Source organism: Pseudomonas sp. FYR_5, assembly GCF_043106315.1.
Taxonomy (GTDB): domain Bacteria; phylum Pseudomonadota; class Gammaproteobacteria; order Pseudomonadales; family Pseudomonadaceae; genus Aquipseudomonas; species Aquipseudomonas putida_Y.
The window spans coordinates 1-18,688 of sequence record NZ_JBICMK010000012.1 but is presented as its reverse complement, the minus strand read 5'-3'; the positions used below and the strand labels follow the sequence as shown (position 1 = coordinate 18,688).

Below are 18,688 nucleotides of genomic sequence, written 5' to 3'. Positions count from 1 at the left end.
CCGCGAATACGGTGGCGGCGGCAACGGTGAAAGGCGGGTGGGGATTGGCCAGCAGGGTCGGCCCTTTCGCGGGTGAACCCGCTCCTACAAGCTGGACAGCCCCCCGATGCCTACACCGACTCGTCCGCCGACCGCGCACCTTCCTGCACCAGCACCATGCTCTGCGGCGAAGACAGTGGAATGCCTTCATCACGCAACCGGCCAAGAATGGTGAACAGAAGGTCGCTGCGGGTGCCCGACACCTGTCGCGGCCCGGCCACGTAGCCACTCACACCGATCACCATACCGCTGGCCGTCAGGTCCTTGAATGATACCGAGGCAGCGGGCGCGTCCAGAATCGCCTCATGCTCATGGTAAGCCGCCAGCAACAGCTCCCGCACACGGTTGGCATCAGTCTCCAGCGGCAGTGTCAGGGTAATGCTGACCACACCCAGCGCATTGCCCATGGTCACGTTGCGCACGTTCTGCGAGATGAACTGCGAGTTGGGCACGATCACCGTGGAACGGTCAGACATCTGGATCTCGGTGGCGCGTACATTGATGCGGCGGATATCGCCCTCGACACCCGCCAGGCTGACCCAGTCGCCTACCTTGACCGGGCGCTCGGTCAGCAGGATCAGGCCGGAAATGAAGTTCTGCACGATCTGCTGCAAACCGAAACCGATACCGACCGACAGGGCACTGACCACCCAGGTCAGGCTGGTGAGGTTGATGCGCAGGGTCGACATCACCAGCATGGCCAGGAACAGGAAACCCAGGTAACCCACCAGGGTTACCAACGAGGCGCGCATGCCGGCGTCCATGTCGGTTTCCGGCAGCAGGCGATCGCTTAGCCAGCGCTTGACCACACGGATGGCGAACAGGCCGCCGAGGAAGATCGCCAGGGCCAGCAGGATGTCCTGCGGCACGATGTTAAGGTTGCCGAGTAGCTTGCCCCCGGTCCCATCCCAGTCGCCAAGGCTCAGCAGCAATTCGCTGGGGCTGGTGCCTGACGGCATCAACACCAGCAACAGCGCCAGGAACAGCACGATGGTGCGGCCGACACCGGCCAGTATGGTGCTGACCTGCGCCTGGTGACGAGGCGCCAGGCCCAGGGTCGAGGCCAGTGCCAGGCCACCGGGCTGGCGGGGCGACAGCAGGGTTTCGCACAGGTCGCCGAGGAAGGTGGTCAGCAAGTAGGCACAGGTGATCACCAGGCTGACCCACAACAGCTTGGCGGTGAGGAAATAGGCGAGTGTCAGGTAGCCAGTGAACAGTGCCAGCAGGATCAACGTCAGCCAGATGACCATCACGAACGGGATCAGCCCGGCCAGGCCCGTCGGGCGCTGCAGGTCATGCTTGCGCAGGGTGCGGCGGTAACACAGCAGCGCGCCGGCAAAGGTGGACGCCACCACCAGTGCGGTCAGCCCGTTGACGGCCACCGTCAGCGCCAGACTGACGCCGATCACGCTGTTCATGCGCTCCATGGTCATCATGAACATCAGTGCCAATGCCAGCACCTTCGGGAACCAGCCCAACGCACTGGCGACTTGGTCGTGGATCGCCGGCAGCCGCCAGGACGGGCGCTGCAACATCAGCATGGCGCGGCCCAGGCCGGTGATGAAGGCACTGAACACTACCAGAGTGAGAATGTGGTTGGTCAGGCTGGCGATGTCCGAACCCAATTGCGCATTGCTTTCCAGCCCCCAGCGCAGCAACGAAACCGAGCCGGCGATGGTGCCCAGGGTTGCCAGGCTAACGCCCAGAGCCAAGGCGCTGCGGCGCAGGCGGCCGTCGGGCAACCAGCGGACCATGGCACTGGCCAGCATGCGTTCAAGCACGCGCCGCACCAACGTCCACACCAGAATCGCTGCCACCAGGCTGGCAACGAACTGCCAGCGGTTTTCGGCGCTGAAGGCGCTGCCGATGGCATCGGCCGCCTCGCCGCGCAGGTCACGCAGGCGCGCCACGTCGTCCTGGGTGGGGCGGATGATGCTCTGCCAGAACGCCGGGCTCAGCGGCGAGGCAGCACGGCTGGTGATTTGCGAGTTGAACTGGCTGCGGCGCAGGTTGACGATTTGCGTGGACAGGTCGCGGGCCGACTGGGTCAGCTTGGTGGCCTGATCCTGCTGGGCTACCAGCGCCTTTTTCTCGGCCTCCAGCGCTTTGCGCTGCTGCGTCAGGGTAGCGGCCTCGTCCGGCTGGGCCGGGCCGATGACCTTCAGTTGGTCGTCGAGCTTTCCCACATCGGCAGTGCGCTGCGCACTCAATGCATCAGCTTGACGCTGAACCTGCATCGCAGCCAGCCGCAGTTGCGACAGCACGTCGTCGTTGGCCTCGCTGGTGACGCCCTGGCGGATGAGGTCCAAGCGGTCGCTCAGCTGTTCGAGGCTGGCGTTTTCGTCCAGTGCTGGCGCTTCGGCAGCCGCCAGGTTGGACAATGGCGTGGCCGGGGCCGACCAGGCCGGGCTGGCAAGTACCAGCATCAGGGCCAGCAGGACAAGCAGACCCGGGCAATAACGGTCAAGGCTGACACGCCTCATCGAATATTCCTCTTAGCAATTCGATTTGGCGGGGGATTCTACGCGGCTTGGGGCAGTCAGGAGAGTGCCGTTTCTCGCTTCAGCAATTGCTGTTTGCGCTCCACGCCCCAGCGGTAGCCGCTGATGTCGCCATCCCGGCGCACCACGCGGTGGCAAGGGATGGCCACGGCAATAGGGTTGGCCGCGCAGGCCATGGCTACCGCCCGCACAGCCTTGGGGGCGCCAATGCGCTCGGCGATGTCGGTGTAGCTGACCCGGCTGCCGGCCGGCACCTCACGCAGCGCCTGCCACACCCGCTCCTGAAACGCGGTGCCTTGCACATCCAGCGGCAAGGCCAGGCCCAAGGCCGGCGCTTCGACGAAACCGATCACTTCGGCGACCAGCTGTTCGTAGGCGCTGTCACCGCCAATCAGGTGGGCCTTTGGGAACTGGTCCTGCAGGTCGTGCAACAAGGCCTCGGGGTCGTCGCCCAGCAGAATCGCGCAGATGCCCTTGTCGCTCTGGGCTACCAGTATTGCACCCAGCGAGCACTGCCCAAGAGCGAAGTGAATGGTTGCCCCGGCGCCGCCGGCGCGGTATTGCCGGGGGCGCATGCCCAGGCGCTGGTCGGCGCTTTCGTAGAAGCGGCTGTTGGAGTTGTAGCCGGCGTCGTAGATAGCATCGGTGACCGAACGCTGGCCGTCTTCCAGGTGCGCACGCAGCCGCCGGGCACGGAAGGCCGTGGCGTAGGCTTTGGGGGTGACCCCGGTTTCAGCCTTGAACAGCCGATGCAGGTGGAAAGGGCTGACGGCCAGCCATGCACCGAGTTGGTCGAGGCTTGGCGCGGGGTCGCTGGCTTCGATCAAGCGGCAGGCGTGGGTGACAAGCTGGCTATGTCGGGTGGTACTGGCCTTGCTGATACAGCGTTTGCAGGCACGGTAGCCGGCAGCCTCGGCGGCCGCAGCGGAGTCGTAGAACTCGACGTTCATGCGCTTGGCCTGGCGTGATTTGCAGCCGGGGTGGCAGTAGACGCCGGTGGTACGTACGGCGTAGACAAAGTGGCCTGTGGCGGCAGTGTCGCGGCTCTCTACGGCTTGCCAGCGTTGGTCGGGGGTGGTGTAGAGATTCATCTTTGTTTCCCGGATATGTTGTTGCCTGTACGGGCGATGCAAAAACCTCAGGCCCGCCACAGGTACCAGGCCGCCACGGTACGAAACGGCCGCCAGGCGCCGCCCAGCGAACGCATTTGCGCCGGTGTCGGCGCCGTCTCCAGCCCTTTGAGCCGCCGATACCCCTCGCGCACGCCAAAATCGTCCACCGGCAGAATGTCAGAACGCCCCAGGCTATAGATCAGCAGCATCTCCACCGTCCACCGCCCTACCCCGCGCAGCGCCACCAGGCGTTCGATCAACGCCTCGTCAGTCATGGTTAACGCCTGCTCCCGCGTCGGTACCAGGCCCTCCAGGGTGGCTTGAGCAATGCCCTGGACCGTCACCAGCTTGCTCGCCGAAAAGCCGCAGGCACGCAGGGTTTCCGGGGTTACCGCCAGCAACTGCTCTGGCTGCGGAAAATCATCCGCCGGGAACAGCGCCAGCAACCGCCCGAGGATCGCCTCGGCGGCACGGGCGTGCAACTGCTGGTAGGCAATCGCCCGCACCAACGCCTCATAAGGCTCACGTCCCGGCGTAGCCTGATGCAGGCAGGGCCCGATCGCTGCGATATGCCGCGACCAATCCGGGTCAAGTGCAGCCAGGTGTTGCGTGGCCTCGCGATAGGCCTCAGGCGAAAGGTCGGCCAGCATCATGGCACCTCCATCAAGTCGAGTGCAGGCCCAGCTTAGCGCAGCCGTTCATCGGGCAAACGCCGGTTCTTGCGCAGCTAATCTTTGGCATGCCATTGCTCCGCGCCATCTTCCCCGCATAGAATTGAGAACTATTCACAATCGCACATATCACTGAACTGGGCCTTCTCTACGATGCAGATCAACGACACGCTCAAGCCCACCGACGTCGCTCTGCTCTACCAGTCTCACCACGCCTGGTTGCGTGGCTGGTTACGCAGCCGGGTCGGTTGCAGTGAACATGCCGCAGACCTGGCCCAGGATACCTTCGTGCGGTTGCTGCGCGCCCGCCAGGTGTCGCCGCTTAAAGAACCGCGCGCCTACCTCAGCAGCATCGCCCGTGGCTTGATGATCGACCAGTTTCGCCGCCGCGCGCTGGAGCGGGCCTACCAGGAAAGCCTGGCTCACCTGCCCGAAGCAGAAGTGCCCAGCGAAGAGCATAAGCTTGTCATCCTCGATAGCCTGGAACGCCTCGACCGCGCCTTGCAGCAGTTGAAACCGCGCGTCCGCCAAGCGTTCCTGCTGGCCCAGTTAGACGGTTTGAGCATCGTACAGGTTGCCCAACGTCTGGAGGTGTCCAGGGCCACCGTTGAGCGCGACCTGGCCAAAGCCCTGGGCGCCTGCTACCGGTTGCGCTATGCCGATGCCTGAGGGTACACCCGCACAGGTGCAGGTCGATCAGGCCATCGACTGGCTGGTGAAGCTGCGTTTCGACAGCCCCAGCCCGCGCACCGAGCAGCAGTTCCAGCACTGGCTGGCCAGCCACCCACACAACCGCCTGGCCTGGCAGCGGGTCAGTAATCTGGGCGATGAACTGGCCGGGCTGCCCAAGGACCTGAGCCGACGCACCCTGGACGCTAGCCAGCGCCCAAAAGCCAGCCGCAGGGACCACCTGAAATTGCTGGGGCTGTTGGCCGTGGGCGGCAGCCTGGGCTGGGCCGCGCGCGAACCGCTAGGCCTGCCACAGCTGCTGGCCGACACCAGCACCGCCACAGGCGAACGGCGCCAATGGCAAGGCAGTGACGGCAGCCGTCTCCAGCTCAACACCGCCAGTGCCATCGATTTGCGCTACAGCGCGGTGCAACGCCAGCTGAAACTGATCCATGGCGAAGTCAGCCTGGACAGCAACCCCAACGACAACCGCCCGTTCCACGTCGCCACCCATGTCGGCCCGCTGACCACCTTCGATGGTCAGCTGTTGCTACGCGATAACAGCCAGGGACTGCTGCTGTCGGTGCGTCGTGGTGAAGTCACGCTGTTCCCTGCCTCGGCCTCAGCGAGGCAAGTGCTGCCGGGTGAAACCCTGCAAGTCGGAACCAACGGCAGCATTCAGGCCAGAACGCTGCACAACGACCCCTGGGGCTGGACCGAAGGTGTACTCAGCGTGCAGCAGATGCCACTTGCCGAGTTTGTCAGCGAACTCGGCCGCTACCGACCGGGGCTGTTGCGCTGCGCTCCAGAAGTGGCGGGCTTGAAGGTTTCAGGCACCTATCAGCTGGCTGACACCGGGCAAATCCTGCAACTGCTCACCCGCAGCCTGCCCGTACGGGTCGAGTACAGGACGCGCTACTGGGTAAGCATCGGCGCGGCGTAAAGGAATACTACTGCGCCACAGCCCGTATCCGCCCACGGCGCCGGTATGACTGCCTGGCAAAGGACACGAACAGCCCGGCCATCAGTGCCAGCGCCATGGGCAAACCATGCGGCGCGACATTCATGGCCGCCCCACTGATCAGCGGCCCGACCAGGCTGCCCACGCCCCACAGCAAGCCCACACTGGCATTGGCAGTGACCAGGTCCTGGCCCTTGAAGCGCTGCCCGATAAGCACCAGCGCCAGGGTATAGATGCCCCCCGCCACCGCGCCCAGCACCACCAGCAATGGCCACAGCAGCCAGGTAAGATTCAACAGCCAGGGCAAACCGATGCCGATCACCATCGCCACCAGCCCGCACGCCAGGTGCAGCCCTGTGCGCTCAACCCGGTCGGCCAACCAGCCCAGCGGCAGCTGGAACAGCATGTCACCGGCAAACACCACCGTCACCATCAACGCCGCCACGCCAACGGCAAAGCCATGGCTGGTGGCGTACACCGGCAGCAGCGACAGCACCACGGCATCGAAGAACGAGAAGAACAGCACCGCCATGCACAACGCCGGTGCCACCCGGAAGAACCCGGCCAAACCGAAGCTTTTTTCGCCCTCTTCGTGCGCGACATGGTCGTTGGGCACGGTCAGCACGATGCACAGCAGCGCCAGCCCATAACAGACCGTGACGACACCCGTGATCCACGGGCTGTCGGCGCCCAGCACTGCCAGCATGGCCGGGCCGAGCACCTGAAAGCCCGTAAAGCTGGTGGCGTACAGGGCCATGATCTTGCCGCGGTTATGTTCGGGGCACAGTTCGTTGACCCACGACTCGCCGAGGATGATGGCGATCCCCATGCCAAGCCCCAGGCCCAAGCGCAGCAGCGCCAGCAGCCACAACGAGCCGAACGCCGACTCGAGCAAGGCGATGCTGACCGTGCACAGGCTGAAACACAGCAGATAGATGGTACGCCGGGTGAGATGGCGGCAGCAGACGTCGACCAGAAAAGCCGAGAGCATCATGCCGGCGGCAGGGATGGCCGAGATGATGCCGATTTCGAGTGTGCTCGCCCCCGCCTCATGCAGACGCAACGACACCAGCGGCAAGCTGGCCCCCAAACTGAAACCCACGACAGAAACGGCGAACAACAAGCCCGCCAATAAACGCATGTTCATGTACCACTCCTGGCAAACCGAAAAGACGTGCAGAAACAGGCGCGCACGCCAGAATGGCGAGCGACGCGAAAGCGCAGATCAGTTCAGGCGAGGTGTGGCGAGAAGGTGAAGGCAAACAGCACGCTGCGGCGGCGCTTGAGCACCGTGTCACTCGGCCATGCACGACGCAGTGCCTGGAAGGCAGGCTGACGGGTGTGTGGGAGGGACTGGGTACGGCGCATTGCTTTGGCTACTACGCAGGTGATTGAAAAAGAGGCGGCACTCTAGCCACCTCCAGGGGGCTCGTCAATTGCCCAGGGGCCTCTGCCAGGCCCCCGGTGCATTCAGCGTTTACCTGTACTTGGCAGGAACACCGCCAACAATCCGAACAATGGCAGGAACGAGCACAACCCGTATACATATTCGATACCCCGCAGGTCCGCTACGTACCCCAGCAGCGCAGCGCCAATGCCACCAAAACCGAACATCAGGCCAAAGAAGATACCGGCAATCATGCCCACGCTGCCCGGCACCAGTTCTTGCGCATACACCACGATCGCGGAAAACGCCGAAGCCAGGATAAAGCCGATCACCACGCTCAGTACTGTGGTCCAGAACAAATCGGCATACGGCAGCGCCAGCGTGAACGGCGTCACGCCCAGTATCGAAAACCAGATCACAGCCTTGCGCCCGATACGGTCACCGATAGGCCCGCCAAAGAAGGTGCCCGCCGCCACCGCGCCGAGGAACAGGAACAGGTGCAGCTGCGAGCTGGCCACCGACACACCGAACTTCTCGATCAGATAGAAGGTAAAGTAGCTGGTGAAGCTGGCCATGTAGAAGTACTTGGAAAACACCAGCAGGCCCAGCACGATCAACGCCGCAATTACCCGATTGCGCGAAATGCCGTGGGTAGCCTGAACCGCCTTGCGCGCCTTGGCCTGATTGAGGTGCTCCTTGTACCAGCCGCGCAGCATCAGGGTGACGCCGAGGAAGAACAGCCCGGCCACACCGAACCACGCCACATGGGTCTGGCCGAACGGAATGACGATGGCCGCTGCCAGTAGCGGGCCCAGAGCGGAGCCGGTGTTGCCACCGACCTGAAAGGTCGATTGGGCCAGGCCGAAGCGCCCGCCCGACGCCAGCCTTGCAATGCGCGAGGTTTCCGGGTGGAAGGTCGACGAGCCGATGCCCACCAGCGCCGACGCCAGCAGGATCATCGGGAAGCTGCCAACGAAGGCCAGCATCACGATCCCGACCAACGTGCACAGGGTGCCTAGCGGCAGCAGATCTGGCGTTGGCCGGCGGTCGGTAAAGAAGCCGACCCAAGGCTGCAACAGCGAGGCGGTGATCTGGAACGTCAGGGTGATCATGCCGATCTGGGCGAAGCTCAGGTCGTAGTTGGCCTTGAGCATCGGGTAGATTGCCGGCAGCACCGCCTGGATCAGGTCGTTGATCAAGTGCGCCAAGGCGCAGAAGCCGATGATACGCATCACCAACGGCGTGGCTTGGCTTGCCGCTGCCGGGGGGGATGCGGTGGAGGCACTACTGGTGGCCATTTGCCTAAATCTCCGTCCTCAGGTTTGGGATCCGATTATCGGGAAACAAATAGATACATAGCTACCTTTTTTATCCCCCTGCCACCACGCACTTGAAAATGGTTCTCAATATAATTAGCATCCTCTGCTAAACACTCCTGTCATCGTTGGGCGAAACGGCCCCTGTCGTGAGCAGACTTAACCCATGAGCCCGATGCCCGCCAAGCAGCTGCAGCCCGACCCACAGCAGGACGCGCTGGAGTGGTTTTCGTTGCTGCGCCAACCCGGTTGCGACGAAACACAGCGCCAAGCATTCGCGGCCTGGTGCCAGGTACAAGAGAACGCCCACGCCTACGCCGAGCTCGAGACGTTCTGGCAACAGCTGCAACCAGCACCTGCCCGCCCTCGCCCACGGCATGTCACTGTCCGTCGCAGTCACCTGGGTAAATGGTTGGCGCTTGCGTTCTTGCTAGGGTTGGGTGCTGCTGCTTACCTGTACTGGCCGCTGATGCAGCGTCTGACCAGCGAGCTGCACACCGATGAGGGAGAACGCCGCAGCATACGCTTGGCAGATGGCACGACCTTGAACCTGGACAGCGCCAGCGCGATGAACATCGACCTGCGCGGCCGCACCCGCCAACTGCACCTGGTGCAGGGCCAGGTGCATATGGAAGTGATGCTCGACGGGCGGGCCATGGAAGTGGAAGTTGGCAACGCACGCATCCAGGTATACGGCACGCGCTTGCAGATAGCCCGCCATGCAGGGCGTGACGAACTCGTGGTATTCAGTGGCAAGGCCATGGTCACCCAGGGGGGGGATCAGCGAATGGTCTCGGCAGGTGAGCGGGTAACCTTCGATGACACACGCATCGGCCGGGTGCAGAAGGCTGATCTGAAAACCGCTGACAGTTGGCGCAATGGCCGCCTGAAAGCCACAGACATGCCATTGAGGCAGGTGCTGGAGCGCCTCGCCGGTTACCAAGGGCAGCGCCTGTGGATGATGGATGAACAAGTGGCCCATCGCCGTGTGAGCGGCGACTTCAACCTGGACCGGCCTGGCCAAAGCCTGCAATCCCTGGCTGCAGCCCAGCAGTTGCAGTTGCTGGACGTGCTCGGGTACTGGCTTGTGGTGCGCTGAAACCGGGGCTGGCCGCTAAGTTTTTGAAAGCGTGCAAATTTTTTTTGAATTGAGTGTTGACAGGGGGGGCGTTCAAGAGAATAATGCGCGCCATCGGCTACATAGCTCAGTTGGTTAGAGCATAGCATTCATAATGCTGGGGTCCGGGGTTCAAGTCCCTGTGTAGCCACCAAACAAGACGAAGGGCTTACCGCAAGGTAAGCCCTTTTTCTTTGCCTGCGAAAAAGTTACTGATGCCCGCGCCAACCAATCCAGCAGCAGCCGGGCGCCGAATCACAGGTTTCGGCGCTGCTATCGTCGCCTCAACGTATTCCGGTCACTGCCACAGCCAGGCCAAGCCCGATCAATGCCAGACCAATGGCTCGGTCCACCAGCACTTGCCGCTCGATCATCGCCCTGCGCAATGCCGTACTGGAGAAAAATACCGCCACCAGGCTAAACCACAGCCAATGGGCAACGGACATGAACGCACCGTAGGCGAAGTTCAGCGCCAGCGAGCTACCAGGCTGAACCACTTGGGTGAAGGCGCTGATGACAAACAACATGGTCTTGGGGTTGAGGGCGTTGGTCAAAAAGCCGGTGCGCAGCGCTTGCAGTAGGCTGGCAGCAGACTGGCCAACTCCGTCCAGGCTGATACGTTGCGTGTTGGTCAATGACTTGTACCCGAGGTAGATCAGGTAGCCCGCACCCAGCACCTTCATGACGAAGAACAGCGTCGGGCTCTGGATGATGATCACGGCAATGCCCAACACCGTGTACAACACATGCACCTGCACCCCCAGGGCGATACCTATGGCGGCAGCCAGCCCGGCCTTGCGGCCCTGCGCATAGCTGCTGCGGGTGACCATGGCGAAGTCTGCGCCGGGGCTGATGACGGCGAGCAGGGTGAACAGGGCGACGGCGATGAGTTCGGTCATGCTGAGGGCTCTCGATAGGCGATGGAAATGCACAGACCGCCGATTATCGAGCGCTTACAGATGCGGAAAAATCGATTTATGCTGAGATGAATCTGATAGTTTTATTCACAGATATGTACAGCCTGCCTTGGCCTCTTCGCGGGTAAACCCGCTCCTACAGGGAAATATGTGGCCATGTAGGAGCGGGTTTACCCGCGAAGAGCCCGACACAGCTGCACAGGGATATCATGAAACTGCCGCCACTCAACGCCTTCCGCTACTTCGACATTGCCGCCCAGACCGAGAGCTTCGTGCGTGCCGCCGAGCACTTGCATGTCACTCACGGCGCGATCAGCCGCCAAGTTCGCCTGCTTGAAGAAAGCCTTGGCGTGGAACTGTTCGAGCGCCGAAACCGGGCCATTTTCCTCACCCCCGCCGGCCGTGCCCTGCAAGGCACCACCCAGGCGATCTTCGAACAACTCGAAGGCGCCGTGCAGCGCCTGCAGCAACAAGCTCGCGACAATGTGCTGGTGCTGTCTTGCGAGCCGACCATCGCCATGCGCTGGCTGATCCCGCGCTTACCGCGATTCCATGCTGCCCACCCCGACCTTCAGTTACACTTGGTCGCCGCAGGCGGCCCGCTGGATTTCGCGCGCAGCGGTGTCGACCTGGCAATTCGCCGCGACGACTTCCACTGGGACAACCAGCTGTACAGCCAGAAAATCTGTGATGAATGGATCGGCCCGGTGTGCCACTCCGCCGCCAGCGCCATACTCGATGGCCAACGGCTGCTGCACAGCACCACACGCCCTGCTGCCTGGCCCACTTGGCTGCGCCTGAGCGGCCAGCAGGCGCGGCACTGCGAACGCAGCGACTACGAACATTTCTACCTGTCGATTCAGGCCGCCAGCGCCGGACTGGGCCTGGCCATTGCCTCAGCCCTGATGGTGCACGACGAACTCGACAGCGGGCAGTTGCAGGCGCCGTTCGGTTTTGTGCGCGATGGCTCGGCCTACCACCTGCTCAGCCCGCAGCCTCTGGCCGACAGCGGCAAGCGCCAGCGCTTCGCCGAGTGGATAATGGACGAATGCCGGAAGTGCCTGGCTCATTTGGGGTTGATACAGAACGACGCCCCTGCGCTGCCATCGCCACCCCAGGTGCGATAGCCGGCGGTATCCAAATGGATACGGCCTGATGGGTAGCGGCCCAGCCCCATGTTCCAGGTTTGCCCATGCTGCTGCCAGAAACGGCACAGCGGATTGGGATCGGCCCAGGCCGGCAGCAGTATATCGACGGCGAAAGCGCGGGTATGCGCACTGTTGGCCGCCCCGCCCGCACAGGCGTTCAGGCGCGGCTCACGGTAAGCCGAAACCACCTCGAACTGGCGCAGGATGCCTTGATCGTCAAGGGCCTTGATCAACGCGAGGGTCGAGCGTACAGCCGCCCAATTGCCGGGGGGCGGCACGGCGAAAGGCGATGCATGGCACAACTTCCAGTCCGATGCCGAGCGCAGCAACTGGTGGATTGGCACTACACCGTAAAGCCGGGCATCTACCAGCATTTCACGGAAGGGGCGGGTTTGATGATCACCCGCCCACTGGGCGAACATCCACACGTCGCGCTCGTCCGCGTGGGCAGCGCTTGCGATACACAGGCCCGCTGCCAAAAGCAGTTGTCTCATTCTTTATCCGTCCCTGCCGAGAACAAAGCCTGCGCGCCCAGGTACGCCCCTGCAAGATCAGTCTTCGAACAGGGTACAGGCCATTACCAGAGCGTCTTCACGGCCGCCGGCGATCGGGTAATAGTCGCGGCGACGGCCAATTTCGTTGAAACCGTAACGTTCGTATAAACGATAGGCCGACTGGTTGCTGGCGCGTACTTCCAGAAAACACTCGCGGCCATTGAGCTGATAGGCCCGGGCCATCAGGTGCTCGAGCAGGCGCAGGCCCAGGCCGCACCCTTGGTTTTCCGGTTTTACGGTGATGTTGAGCAGGTGCGCTTCATCGATGATCACGTTGATCACGCCATGGCCCACTTGCTGCTGGCCGTCGAACATCAGCCAGACTTCGTACGATTTGAGCGCATCCTGAAAAATTCCACGTGTCCAGGGATGACTGAATGCGGCATATTCGATCTTGAGTACGGCATCCAGATCCGCCTCGGTCATCGGGCGGAAGCTGATCGAGTCACTCATTCAACGCTCTTCCAGCGCGCCATCAGCTGGCGCATGGCTTTCCAGACGTCCGCCTTGCGTTGCGGCTCGTCCATCAACAGTTCAAGGCCCGGCAATGCCCAGGCGTCGCCCAGGCCGTCGAGCGTCAGGGTTTGGTAATAGGCGTCGGCATCGGCATTGGCGGCAAAACGCAGTGCCGGCAGGCCGACCAGCCACAGACAGGTACACGGGGCGTCTTCCAGGCGCGCCTGAACGAAGCCCTGGACGAAATCGCGCGCAGCCTCCGGTCCCTGGTCCATGTTGCCGCGCACCAGCAGTGGCCAGCGCACCGGCTCGCCGATGATCTGCGGGGCGTCGGACAGGCCGGCAGCGCGCAGCATGTCCTTAAGCAGCAGATAGGAGGGATCGCGGCTCTGGAACGGCTGACCGGTGGCCAGTTCCACCAACAGCAGGCAACTGCCGGCGCGCAACAACTGCAGCGAAAAGCGCGGTGGCGGCACCGGCGCCGGGCGCGGAGCAGCGGGCTGCTCTTGTGCCTCGGCGGGCTTGACGGCGGGTTTTGCCACACTGCCCGGGCGCGGAATCTCGATTTTAGGCCGCTCGCCGGAGCGGGCCTGGGGGATGACGGGCGTTTCGTTGGTTGCCGATGCCGGCCTGACCTCGAAATCGATGTCCTCGACCGGCACAACCGGCAGCAGCAGCTCGGGCCGCGACGGTGCGGCGAACGGCAGTTCGGCACGCGGCAGCCAGTGCACCACTTGCATGGCGGAAAGGTAGGCGCGGCGACGGGGTTCGGTCAGCAAGGGGCGGATATCCGAGGGCGTGAAGGCAATTGGGCATTCTAACGTGTACGCCGTGGTTTTTGCAGCGCCTATCAGACCGAGCGCCACCGCATCAACAACGCCCTACACCTACACATCCCATGGTTATCTCTCATTACAGACCAAGGGGTAAAAACCACCCCCGCGAATGCAGTACAATCGCCCCCTTTTTCTTGGCAACGAGTCGAAGCCAATGATCGAACCCAAGCGCGTCCTGCGCGCCCTAGCCGAACACTGGGCCCTGATCGAGCCGCTGTGCGAGCGTTTCGACCAGGGCACCCTGAGCCTGGTCGAACTGCGCCAGCATGTGGCCCGCCAGCAGCTCGAAAGCACCCCGCAGGACATCACCCAGCTACTCGACGTGTGGATCCGCCTGGATATCCTGGTCCCGGTGGCCAAAAGCCCGAACCGTTTCGAGCTCAACGCGCAGATCCACGATTTCCTCGCCTACCTGCGCCGCGAACACCGGCTGGGCCTGTGCCTGGAGATCGAAGCCTACTTGCGTCACCTGGAGCGCCTGGCCGGGCACATCCAGGATGCCTTCGACAACCGCGACAGCGACGACCTGGCACGCCAGCTGCGCCTGCTCGACATGCGTGTGCGCGATGTGCTGAAGAAGCTCGACAACGACGAGCAGGCGCTGGTGGCCGTGGCCGAACGGGCCAAGACCAGCAACCGCCAGATTCCGCTGCGCCAGCGTTATGCCGAAGTACTGGCCACCTGGGACGAATACGTCGAGCCGATGATTCAGCTGGTCAACGCCGACGGCGCCTTCGAGCAGGGCGTACGCAAGGTCGAGACCGTGCTGCTGAAACTGTTGGGCGAACAAGCGCGCCTGGGCCACCTGGTCGACGACGACATGCTGCTGCGCACCCACGCGCGCATCCTTGAAATGCAGACCAGCGCCCAGTTGACCCTGCGCCACGCCCGCGAACTGCTGCTGCCGCTGCGCGAAGAAGCCCGCCGGCACAACGCCGTGACTCGCGGCGCCGCACTGGCCCTGTCGGTGATCCGGCGCAAGGGCATCGACGCCGTGCCGCAAGCGGCCATGCCGATGTTCACCCGCCCGCAAAGCACCTTCCTTGGCAGTGCCAGCCAGGTCGAGGCCTACGTTTACGCCCTGGCCCGCTTCGAGCCCAAACCGGCGCGCTTCCCCAAAGCCCACAAGACCCAGTCCGGCGCCCTGCCCCGTGCCCCGCGCACGGTCAAGGAAATGGCCGAACGCTGCGAACAGGCCCTGCCATTGCCCGACCTGATGGTCTGGCTACTGGAGCAGGAGCCCGAAGGCGCCACCGACGAGCTGCTGTACTGGTTCTCGCGCCTGTCGCGGGAAAAGCGCTTCAAGCGCGAACGCCTCGACCGCCGCGAATACACCACTCAGGAACATTTGGTCAGCCTGCATTCGTTCGCCCTGACCTCCAGCCGCGAAGACGCCCCCAGCGCGCCTACCGAACCCAACGCGAGCCCAGCCCATGCATCTTGATCTTTCCGAACTGTCCCAGCTCGCGCCGATCTTCCGCGAGCTGTTCAAAGGCTTCCACGTCAGCCGGCGCGACCCTGAGCTGTACGCCCAGCTGTCGAACTTCCAGGACCAGTACCGCACCCTGTTCAAGGCCCTGGGCTTCGAACTGGTATGCGACACCCGTGGTTTCTACTACTTCGTCCCGGACATGACCGCCGCGCAGGTCAACAAGACCGCGCAGCGCCTGTCGCTGTTCACCTTCATCCTGGTCGAGCACCTTGCTGACCAGGGCCGCGACCCGATGGCCGTGCTAGATGGCGGCAGCATCGGCCGCGACGAACTGCCCTCGCTGCTGGACAAGTACCGCGACCTGTTCCTGCAGGCCGAAGTGCAGACCGTGGACGAGCTGGAAGAAAAAATCCTGCGCCGCATGACCCAGCTCGGCTTCGCCCATGAAGAAGGCGGCATCTACCGCTTCCTGCCGCCCATGCACCGCTTCCTCGATGTGTGCCTTTCGGTGCAGCAGGACCGCGACCTGGCCGCCACCCTGCACAGCGCCCTGCCGCTGCCGACCCCAGTACTGGTCGAGGAAGAAAGCGCCGAAGAACTCAACCGTACCGACGACCCGCTCGACCTCACGCCTTTCCAGGGCGAGGAAAGCGAAGAGGACGCGCTGGCCCGGGCCATCCGCGAAGAGCAACAGGAGATTGACGCATGAGCCAGGAACGCTACGGCATCCGCCGCTTCGCATTGCTCAACACCGCCGGCTACAGCCTTGGCCTGTTCCCGCTGGAGCACCCGCTGTCGGTATACGGTGCCAACAACCTGGGTAAATCGGCGTCGATCAACGCCCTGCAGTTCCCGATCCTGGCACGCATGTCGGACATGAGCTTCGGCAAGTACAGCCTTGAGCAGTCGCGCCGCTTCTACTTCGCCAGCGATACCTCGTACATTCTCTGCGAACTGAGCCTGCCTCACGGCCCGCACGTGATCGGCGTGGTCGGGCGCGGCCCGGGTGGCGGTTTCGGCCACCAGTTCTTCGCCTACAAGGGCGAACTGGACCTGGCCCACTACCAGAAGAACGACACCTGCCTGCGTCAGAAAGAGCTGTTCACCAACCTTGAGCGCTTGGGGATCAAGGCTTACGAACTGAAGCCGGACGAACTGCGCCGACTACTGGTGGGCGGGCATACCTCGGTGCCGCTGGACCTGACCATGATCCCGCTGCGCTCCACCAGCGAGCAAAGCCTGAAAACTTTCCGCGCGCTGTTCATCAACCTGCTGCACATGCGTGAGATCACCGCCGCCAAACTCAAGCAGCTGTTCCTCGACGCCTTCGAGCACAGCCTGCGCTCGGGCAGCGTCGACTACATCGCTGCATGCGAGGAAGCCTTCCGCGACGTACGCCGCATGGAGCAAGACTACAACGCCCTGGTCGCTGCCGGTCCGCTGGTCGAGGCCCTGGCCGGTGGCGTGGCCCAGCGCGACATCCTGCGTGGCAAGCTGCACCGCATTTCGCCTGTGCTCGACACCCTGCTGGGCACCTGGCAGGAATACGCCATGGCGCGCAAGGAAGAGCTGGTCATCCAGTCCGAGCATTACCGTGGCGAGCAGGACCGTCTGCAGAACGACCAGCGCGGCGGCACACAGGAGCTGATGCGCCTGGAGCGTGAAATTACCGGTATCCAGCGCTGGCTAGGCGAGCTGTCGGTGCTCAAGCACCGCTTTGCGCTGGTCGATGACGTCAAGGTGCTGGAACAGCAACTGCTGGCGGCCAAGGACGCCCACGACGAGTTGGCCGGCGCGCTGGCCCAGTCACGCCAGTTCAGTGCCGAAGACCTCGACGAGCGCGTACGCGACCTGGAAAAACGCCTGAAGCAGGTCAAGCAGCAGCTGGATCACGCTGACAACAATAGCTATGCCCGCCTGCGCGAAGAGTTCTCGCAGCAGGACGTCGACCGCCTGATGCGCCTGTTCAACGGCGCGCTGTTCAGCCTGCCGCTGGGCGATCGCGGTATCGAGCTGGACGACAGCGACCTGTGGGTAAAATCGCTGGAAGCGGTGCTCGACGGCTTCAAGGGCGAACGCTTCGAGGCCCCGGGCCTGGCCATTGACCTGACCCACATCGACCCGCCGGCACTGCAGGCCCTGGCCGACCGCGCCGCCCTGCGCGACCAGAAAGAGCGCCTGGAAAAAGAGCTCAAGCAGCTCAAGACCCAGCAGGCCGTGGCCGCCGACCGCTCCGCCTCCAAAGCGCAGACCGAAACCCTGTACCAGGAAGTGCTGGACGCGCAGAAGGCGCTGGAAGACTTCCGCCGTAGCCAGACCCTCGCCGCCGAAGAGCCCGAGAAACTGGAACAGCTTTCGCAACTGGAAGCGGCCCAGGACGAACTCAAGCGCTCCAGCGACGCCTTCACCGAGCGCGTCCAGCAGCTGTCAGCCAAGTTGCAACTGGTCGGCCGCCAGCTCGGCGACCTCGAGTCCAAGCAGCGCACCCTGGAAGACGCCCTGCGCCGCCGCCAGCTGCTGCCGGCCGACCTGCCCTACGGCACGCCATACATGGAAGCCATTGACGACTCGATGGACAACCTGCTGCCGCTGCTCAATGACTACCAGGACAGCTGGCAAAGCCTGCAGCGAGTGGACAACCAGATCGAGGCGCTGTACGCCCAGGTGCGCCTGAAAGGCGTTGCCAAGTTCGACAGCGAAGACGACATGGAGCGCCGCCTGCAACTGCTGGTGAACGCCTACGCGCACCGTACCGACGAAGCCCTGACCTTGGCCAAGGCACGCCGCGCCGCGGTCACCGATATCGCCCGAACCCTGCGCAACATCCGCAGCGACTACGACAGCCTCGAGCACCAGCTGGCCCTGTTCAACCGCGAGATCAACAAGCGCCAGGTGTCCAACCTGGAAAGCTTCCGCGTGGTACTGGCGCCGAACAAGGAAGCGCTCAAGCACATCGACCAGATTATCCACAGTGCCGGCCAGTACGAAGAAGGCGAAACCCTGTCGGTCTTCGACCTGACCCAAAGCGCGGACCAGGACAACAAGAACGAAGAGGCCAAGGAGTACCTGGCACGGCTGGTGGCGGCCAACCACAACCAGCTGGGCCTGAAGGACCTGTTCGAGCTGGCGTTCGAGATCACCAAGGTCAATGGCCAGCCGATCATCCACGCCGACATTGACGGCGCGGCGTCCAACGGCACCACCATGACGATCAAGGCGCTGACCAACATGTACCTGTTGCTGCACCTGATGGACCGAGACCTGGCCGGGCGCATTCGCCTGCCGTACTACCTGGACGAAGCGGCAGACATCGACGAACGCAACCAGGCGGCACTGCTGGAGACCAGCCAGCAACTGGGCTTCGTGCCGATCCTGGCGAGTGTGAAACCACAGGTCTCGGCGCACGTTGCGATCGACCTGGAAGGTGGCAGCGGGCCGAACGGCATCTACATCGACGAGGCGGACTGGAAGTTCATCAGCCGGCTGGATGAAGTGAAAGCGGTTGTGCGTGAGGATCAGACCGAGGAACTGGCCTGAGATAGCCGGGGCCGCGTTGCGGCCCATTCGCGGGT

Annotated in this window: 17 protein-coding genes and 1 tRNA gene; 8 read left to right on the top strand and 10 right to left on the bottom strand. The window is 63.3% G+C overall.

The features are described 5' to 3' along the window. Window positions 1–110 precede the first annotated feature (110 nt). From ACF8RA_RS01270 to ACF8RA_RS01260, 3 genes are read right to left on the bottom strand one after another with little or no spacing between them, the layout of a single operon-like run. The gene (locus tag ACF8RA_RS01270) at window positions 111–2,522 is read right to left on the bottom strand and encodes a DUF3772 domain-containing protein (RefSeq protein WP_339536045.1); all 2,412 of its coding nucleotides are present in this window, start codon (window positions 2,520–2,522) and stop codon (window positions 111–113) included. A 56-nt stretch (window positions 2,523–2,578) separates the two neighbouring features. Continuing rightward, on the bottom strand, window positions 2,579–3,631 hold the full coding sequence (gene ada, locus ACF8RA_RS01265) for a bifunctional DNA-binding transcriptional regulator/O6-methylguanine-DNA methyltransferase Ada (RefSeq protein ID WP_392518698.1): 1,053 nt from the start codon (window positions 3,629–3,631) through the stop codon (window positions 2,579–2,581). Window positions 3,632–3,678: 47 nt separating this feature from the next. Beyond that, entirely contained in the window at window positions 3,679–4,305 is a 627-nt protein-coding gene (locus ACF8RA_RS01260) for a DNA-3-methyladenine glycosylase family protein (RefSeq protein ID WP_392460358.1), read from the bottom strand. A gap of 171 nt (window positions 4,306–4,476) precedes the next feature. On the opposite strand from ACF8RA_RS01260, the gene ACF8RA_RS01255 reads away from it, so the two are divergent. Further along, complete coding sequence (locus ACF8RA_RS01255) at window positions 4,477–4,992, top strand: sigma-70 family RNA polymerase sigma factor (RefSeq protein ID WP_176684944.1); 516 nt, start codon at window positions 4,477–4,479, stop codon at window positions 4,990–4,992. Continuing rightward, window positions 4,979–5,935, top strand: coding sequence for a FecR domain-containing protein (locus ACF8RA_RS01250; protein ID WP_176684943.1), 957 nt, complete (start codon window positions 4,979–4,981; stop codon window positions 5,933–5,935). Before ACF8RA_RS01255 ends, ACF8RA_RS01250 begins: the two co-directional genes overlap by 14 nt. 7 nt (window positions 5,936–5,942) lie before the next feature. On the opposite strand, the gene ACF8RA_RS01245 is transcribed toward ACF8RA_RS01250, so the two are convergent. From ACF8RA_RS01245 to ACF8RA_RS01235, 3 genes are all read right to left on the bottom strand, one after another. Further along, window positions 5,943–7,100: an MFS transporter gene (locus ACF8RA_RS01245; protein ID WP_392488465.1), complete on the bottom strand. Its 1,158-nt coding sequence runs from the start codon at window positions 7,098–7,100 to the stop codon at window positions 5,943–5,945. Between the two features lie 83 nt (window positions 7,101–7,183). Next, window positions 7,184–7,321 carry a hypothetical protein gene (locus ACF8RA_RS01240; protein WP_209968068.1) on the bottom strand — a complete coding sequence of 46 codons (138 nt, stop codon included), beginning with the start codon at window positions 7,319–7,321 and terminating at the stop codon, window positions 7,184–7,186. A 102-nt stretch (window positions 7,322–7,423) separates the two neighbouring features. Then, window positions 7,424–8,638 carry an MFS transporter gene (locus ACF8RA_RS01235; protein ID WP_176684940.1) on the bottom strand — a complete coding sequence of 405 codons (1,215 nt, stop codon included), beginning with the start codon at window positions 8,636–8,638 and terminating at the stop codon, window positions 7,424–7,426. A gap of 193 nt (window positions 8,639–8,831) precedes the next feature. Here ACF8RA_RS01235 and ACF8RA_RS01230 point away from each other — a divergent pair, with 193 nt between their 5' ends. Together ACF8RA_RS01230 and ACF8RA_RS01225 are read left to right on the top strand one after the other, a co-directional pair. Then, entirely contained in the window at window positions 8,832–9,755 is a 924-nt protein-coding gene (locus tag ACF8RA_RS01230) for a FecR domain-containing protein (RefSeq protein WP_176685008.1), read from the top strand. Window positions 9,756–9,850: 95 nt separating this feature from the next. After that, window positions 9,851–9,927, top strand: a tRNA-Met gene (locus ACF8RA_RS01225). 130 nt (window positions 9,928–10,057) lie between these two features. On the opposite strand, the gene ACF8RA_RS01220 is transcribed toward ACF8RA_RS01225, so the two are convergent. Then, on the bottom strand, window positions 10,058–10,672 hold the full coding sequence (locus ACF8RA_RS01220; RefSeq protein WP_392518697.1) for a LysE family translocator: 615 nt from the start codon (window positions 10,670–10,672) through the stop codon (window positions 10,058–10,060). A 227-nt stretch (window positions 10,673–10,899) separates the two neighbouring features. On the opposite strand from ACF8RA_RS01220, the gene ACF8RA_RS01215 reads away from it, so the two are divergent. Next, window positions 10,900–11,817, top strand: coding sequence for a LysR substrate-binding domain-containing protein (locus tag ACF8RA_RS01215; RefSeq protein WP_392518696.1), 918 nt, complete (start codon window positions 10,900–10,902; stop codon window positions 11,815–11,817). Here ACF8RA_RS01215 and ACF8RA_RS01210 read toward each other — a convergent pair. From ACF8RA_RS01210 to ACF8RA_RS01200, 3 genes are read right to left on the bottom strand one after another with little or no spacing between them, the layout of a single operon-like run. Continuing rightward, complete coding sequence (locus ACF8RA_RS01210) at window positions 11,757–12,332, bottom strand: D-Ala-D-Ala carboxypeptidase family metallohydrolase (RefSeq protein WP_392518695.1); 576 nt, start codon at window positions 12,330–12,332, stop codon at window positions 11,757–11,759. The two genes, ACF8RA_RS01215 and ACF8RA_RS01210, sit on opposite strands and share 61 nt — an antisense overlap. 57 nt (window positions 12,333–12,389) lie before the next feature. Continuing rightward, a complete protein-coding gene (gene rimI, locus ACF8RA_RS01205) occupies window positions 12,390–12,845 on the bottom strand; it encodes a ribosomal protein S18-alanine N-acetyltransferase (protein ID WP_004575708.1) in 456 nt (151 codons plus the stop codon). Then, complete coding sequence (locus ACF8RA_RS01200) at window positions 12,842–13,627, bottom strand: energy transducer TonB (RefSeq protein WP_176684936.1); 786 nt, start codon at window positions 13,625–13,627, stop codon at window positions 12,842–12,844. Before ACF8RA_RS01200 ends, rimI begins: the two co-directional genes overlap by 4 nt. 211 nt (window positions 13,628–13,838) lie before the next feature. On the opposite strand from ACF8RA_RS01200, the gene mksB reads away from it, so the two are divergent. From mksB to mksF, 3 genes are read left to right on the top strand one after another with little or no spacing between them, the layout of a single operon-like run. After that, on the top strand, window positions 13,839–15,128 hold the full coding sequence (mksB, locus tag ACF8RA_RS01195) for an Mks condensin complex protein MksB (RefSeq protein ID WP_003247449.1): 1,290 nt from the start codon (window positions 13,839–13,841) through the stop codon (window positions 15,126–15,128). Continuing rightward, window positions 15,118–15,825 (top strand): Mks condensin complex protein MksE, encoded by a 708-nt coding sequence (gene mksE / locus ACF8RA_RS01190; RefSeq protein ID WP_003247452.1) that lies wholly within the window; start codon window positions 15,118–15,120, stop codon window positions 15,823–15,825. The genes mksB and mksE overlap by 11 nt, the downstream gene beginning before the upstream one ends. After that, window positions 15,822–18,653, top strand: a complete 2,832-nt coding sequence (mksF, locus tag ACF8RA_RS01185; RefSeq protein ID WP_176684935.1) for an Mks condensin complex protein MksF — start codon at window positions 15,822–15,824, stop codon at window positions 18,651–18,653. The genes mksE and mksF overlap by 4 nt, the downstream gene beginning before the upstream one ends. Window positions 18,654–18,688 lie beyond the last annotated feature (35 nt).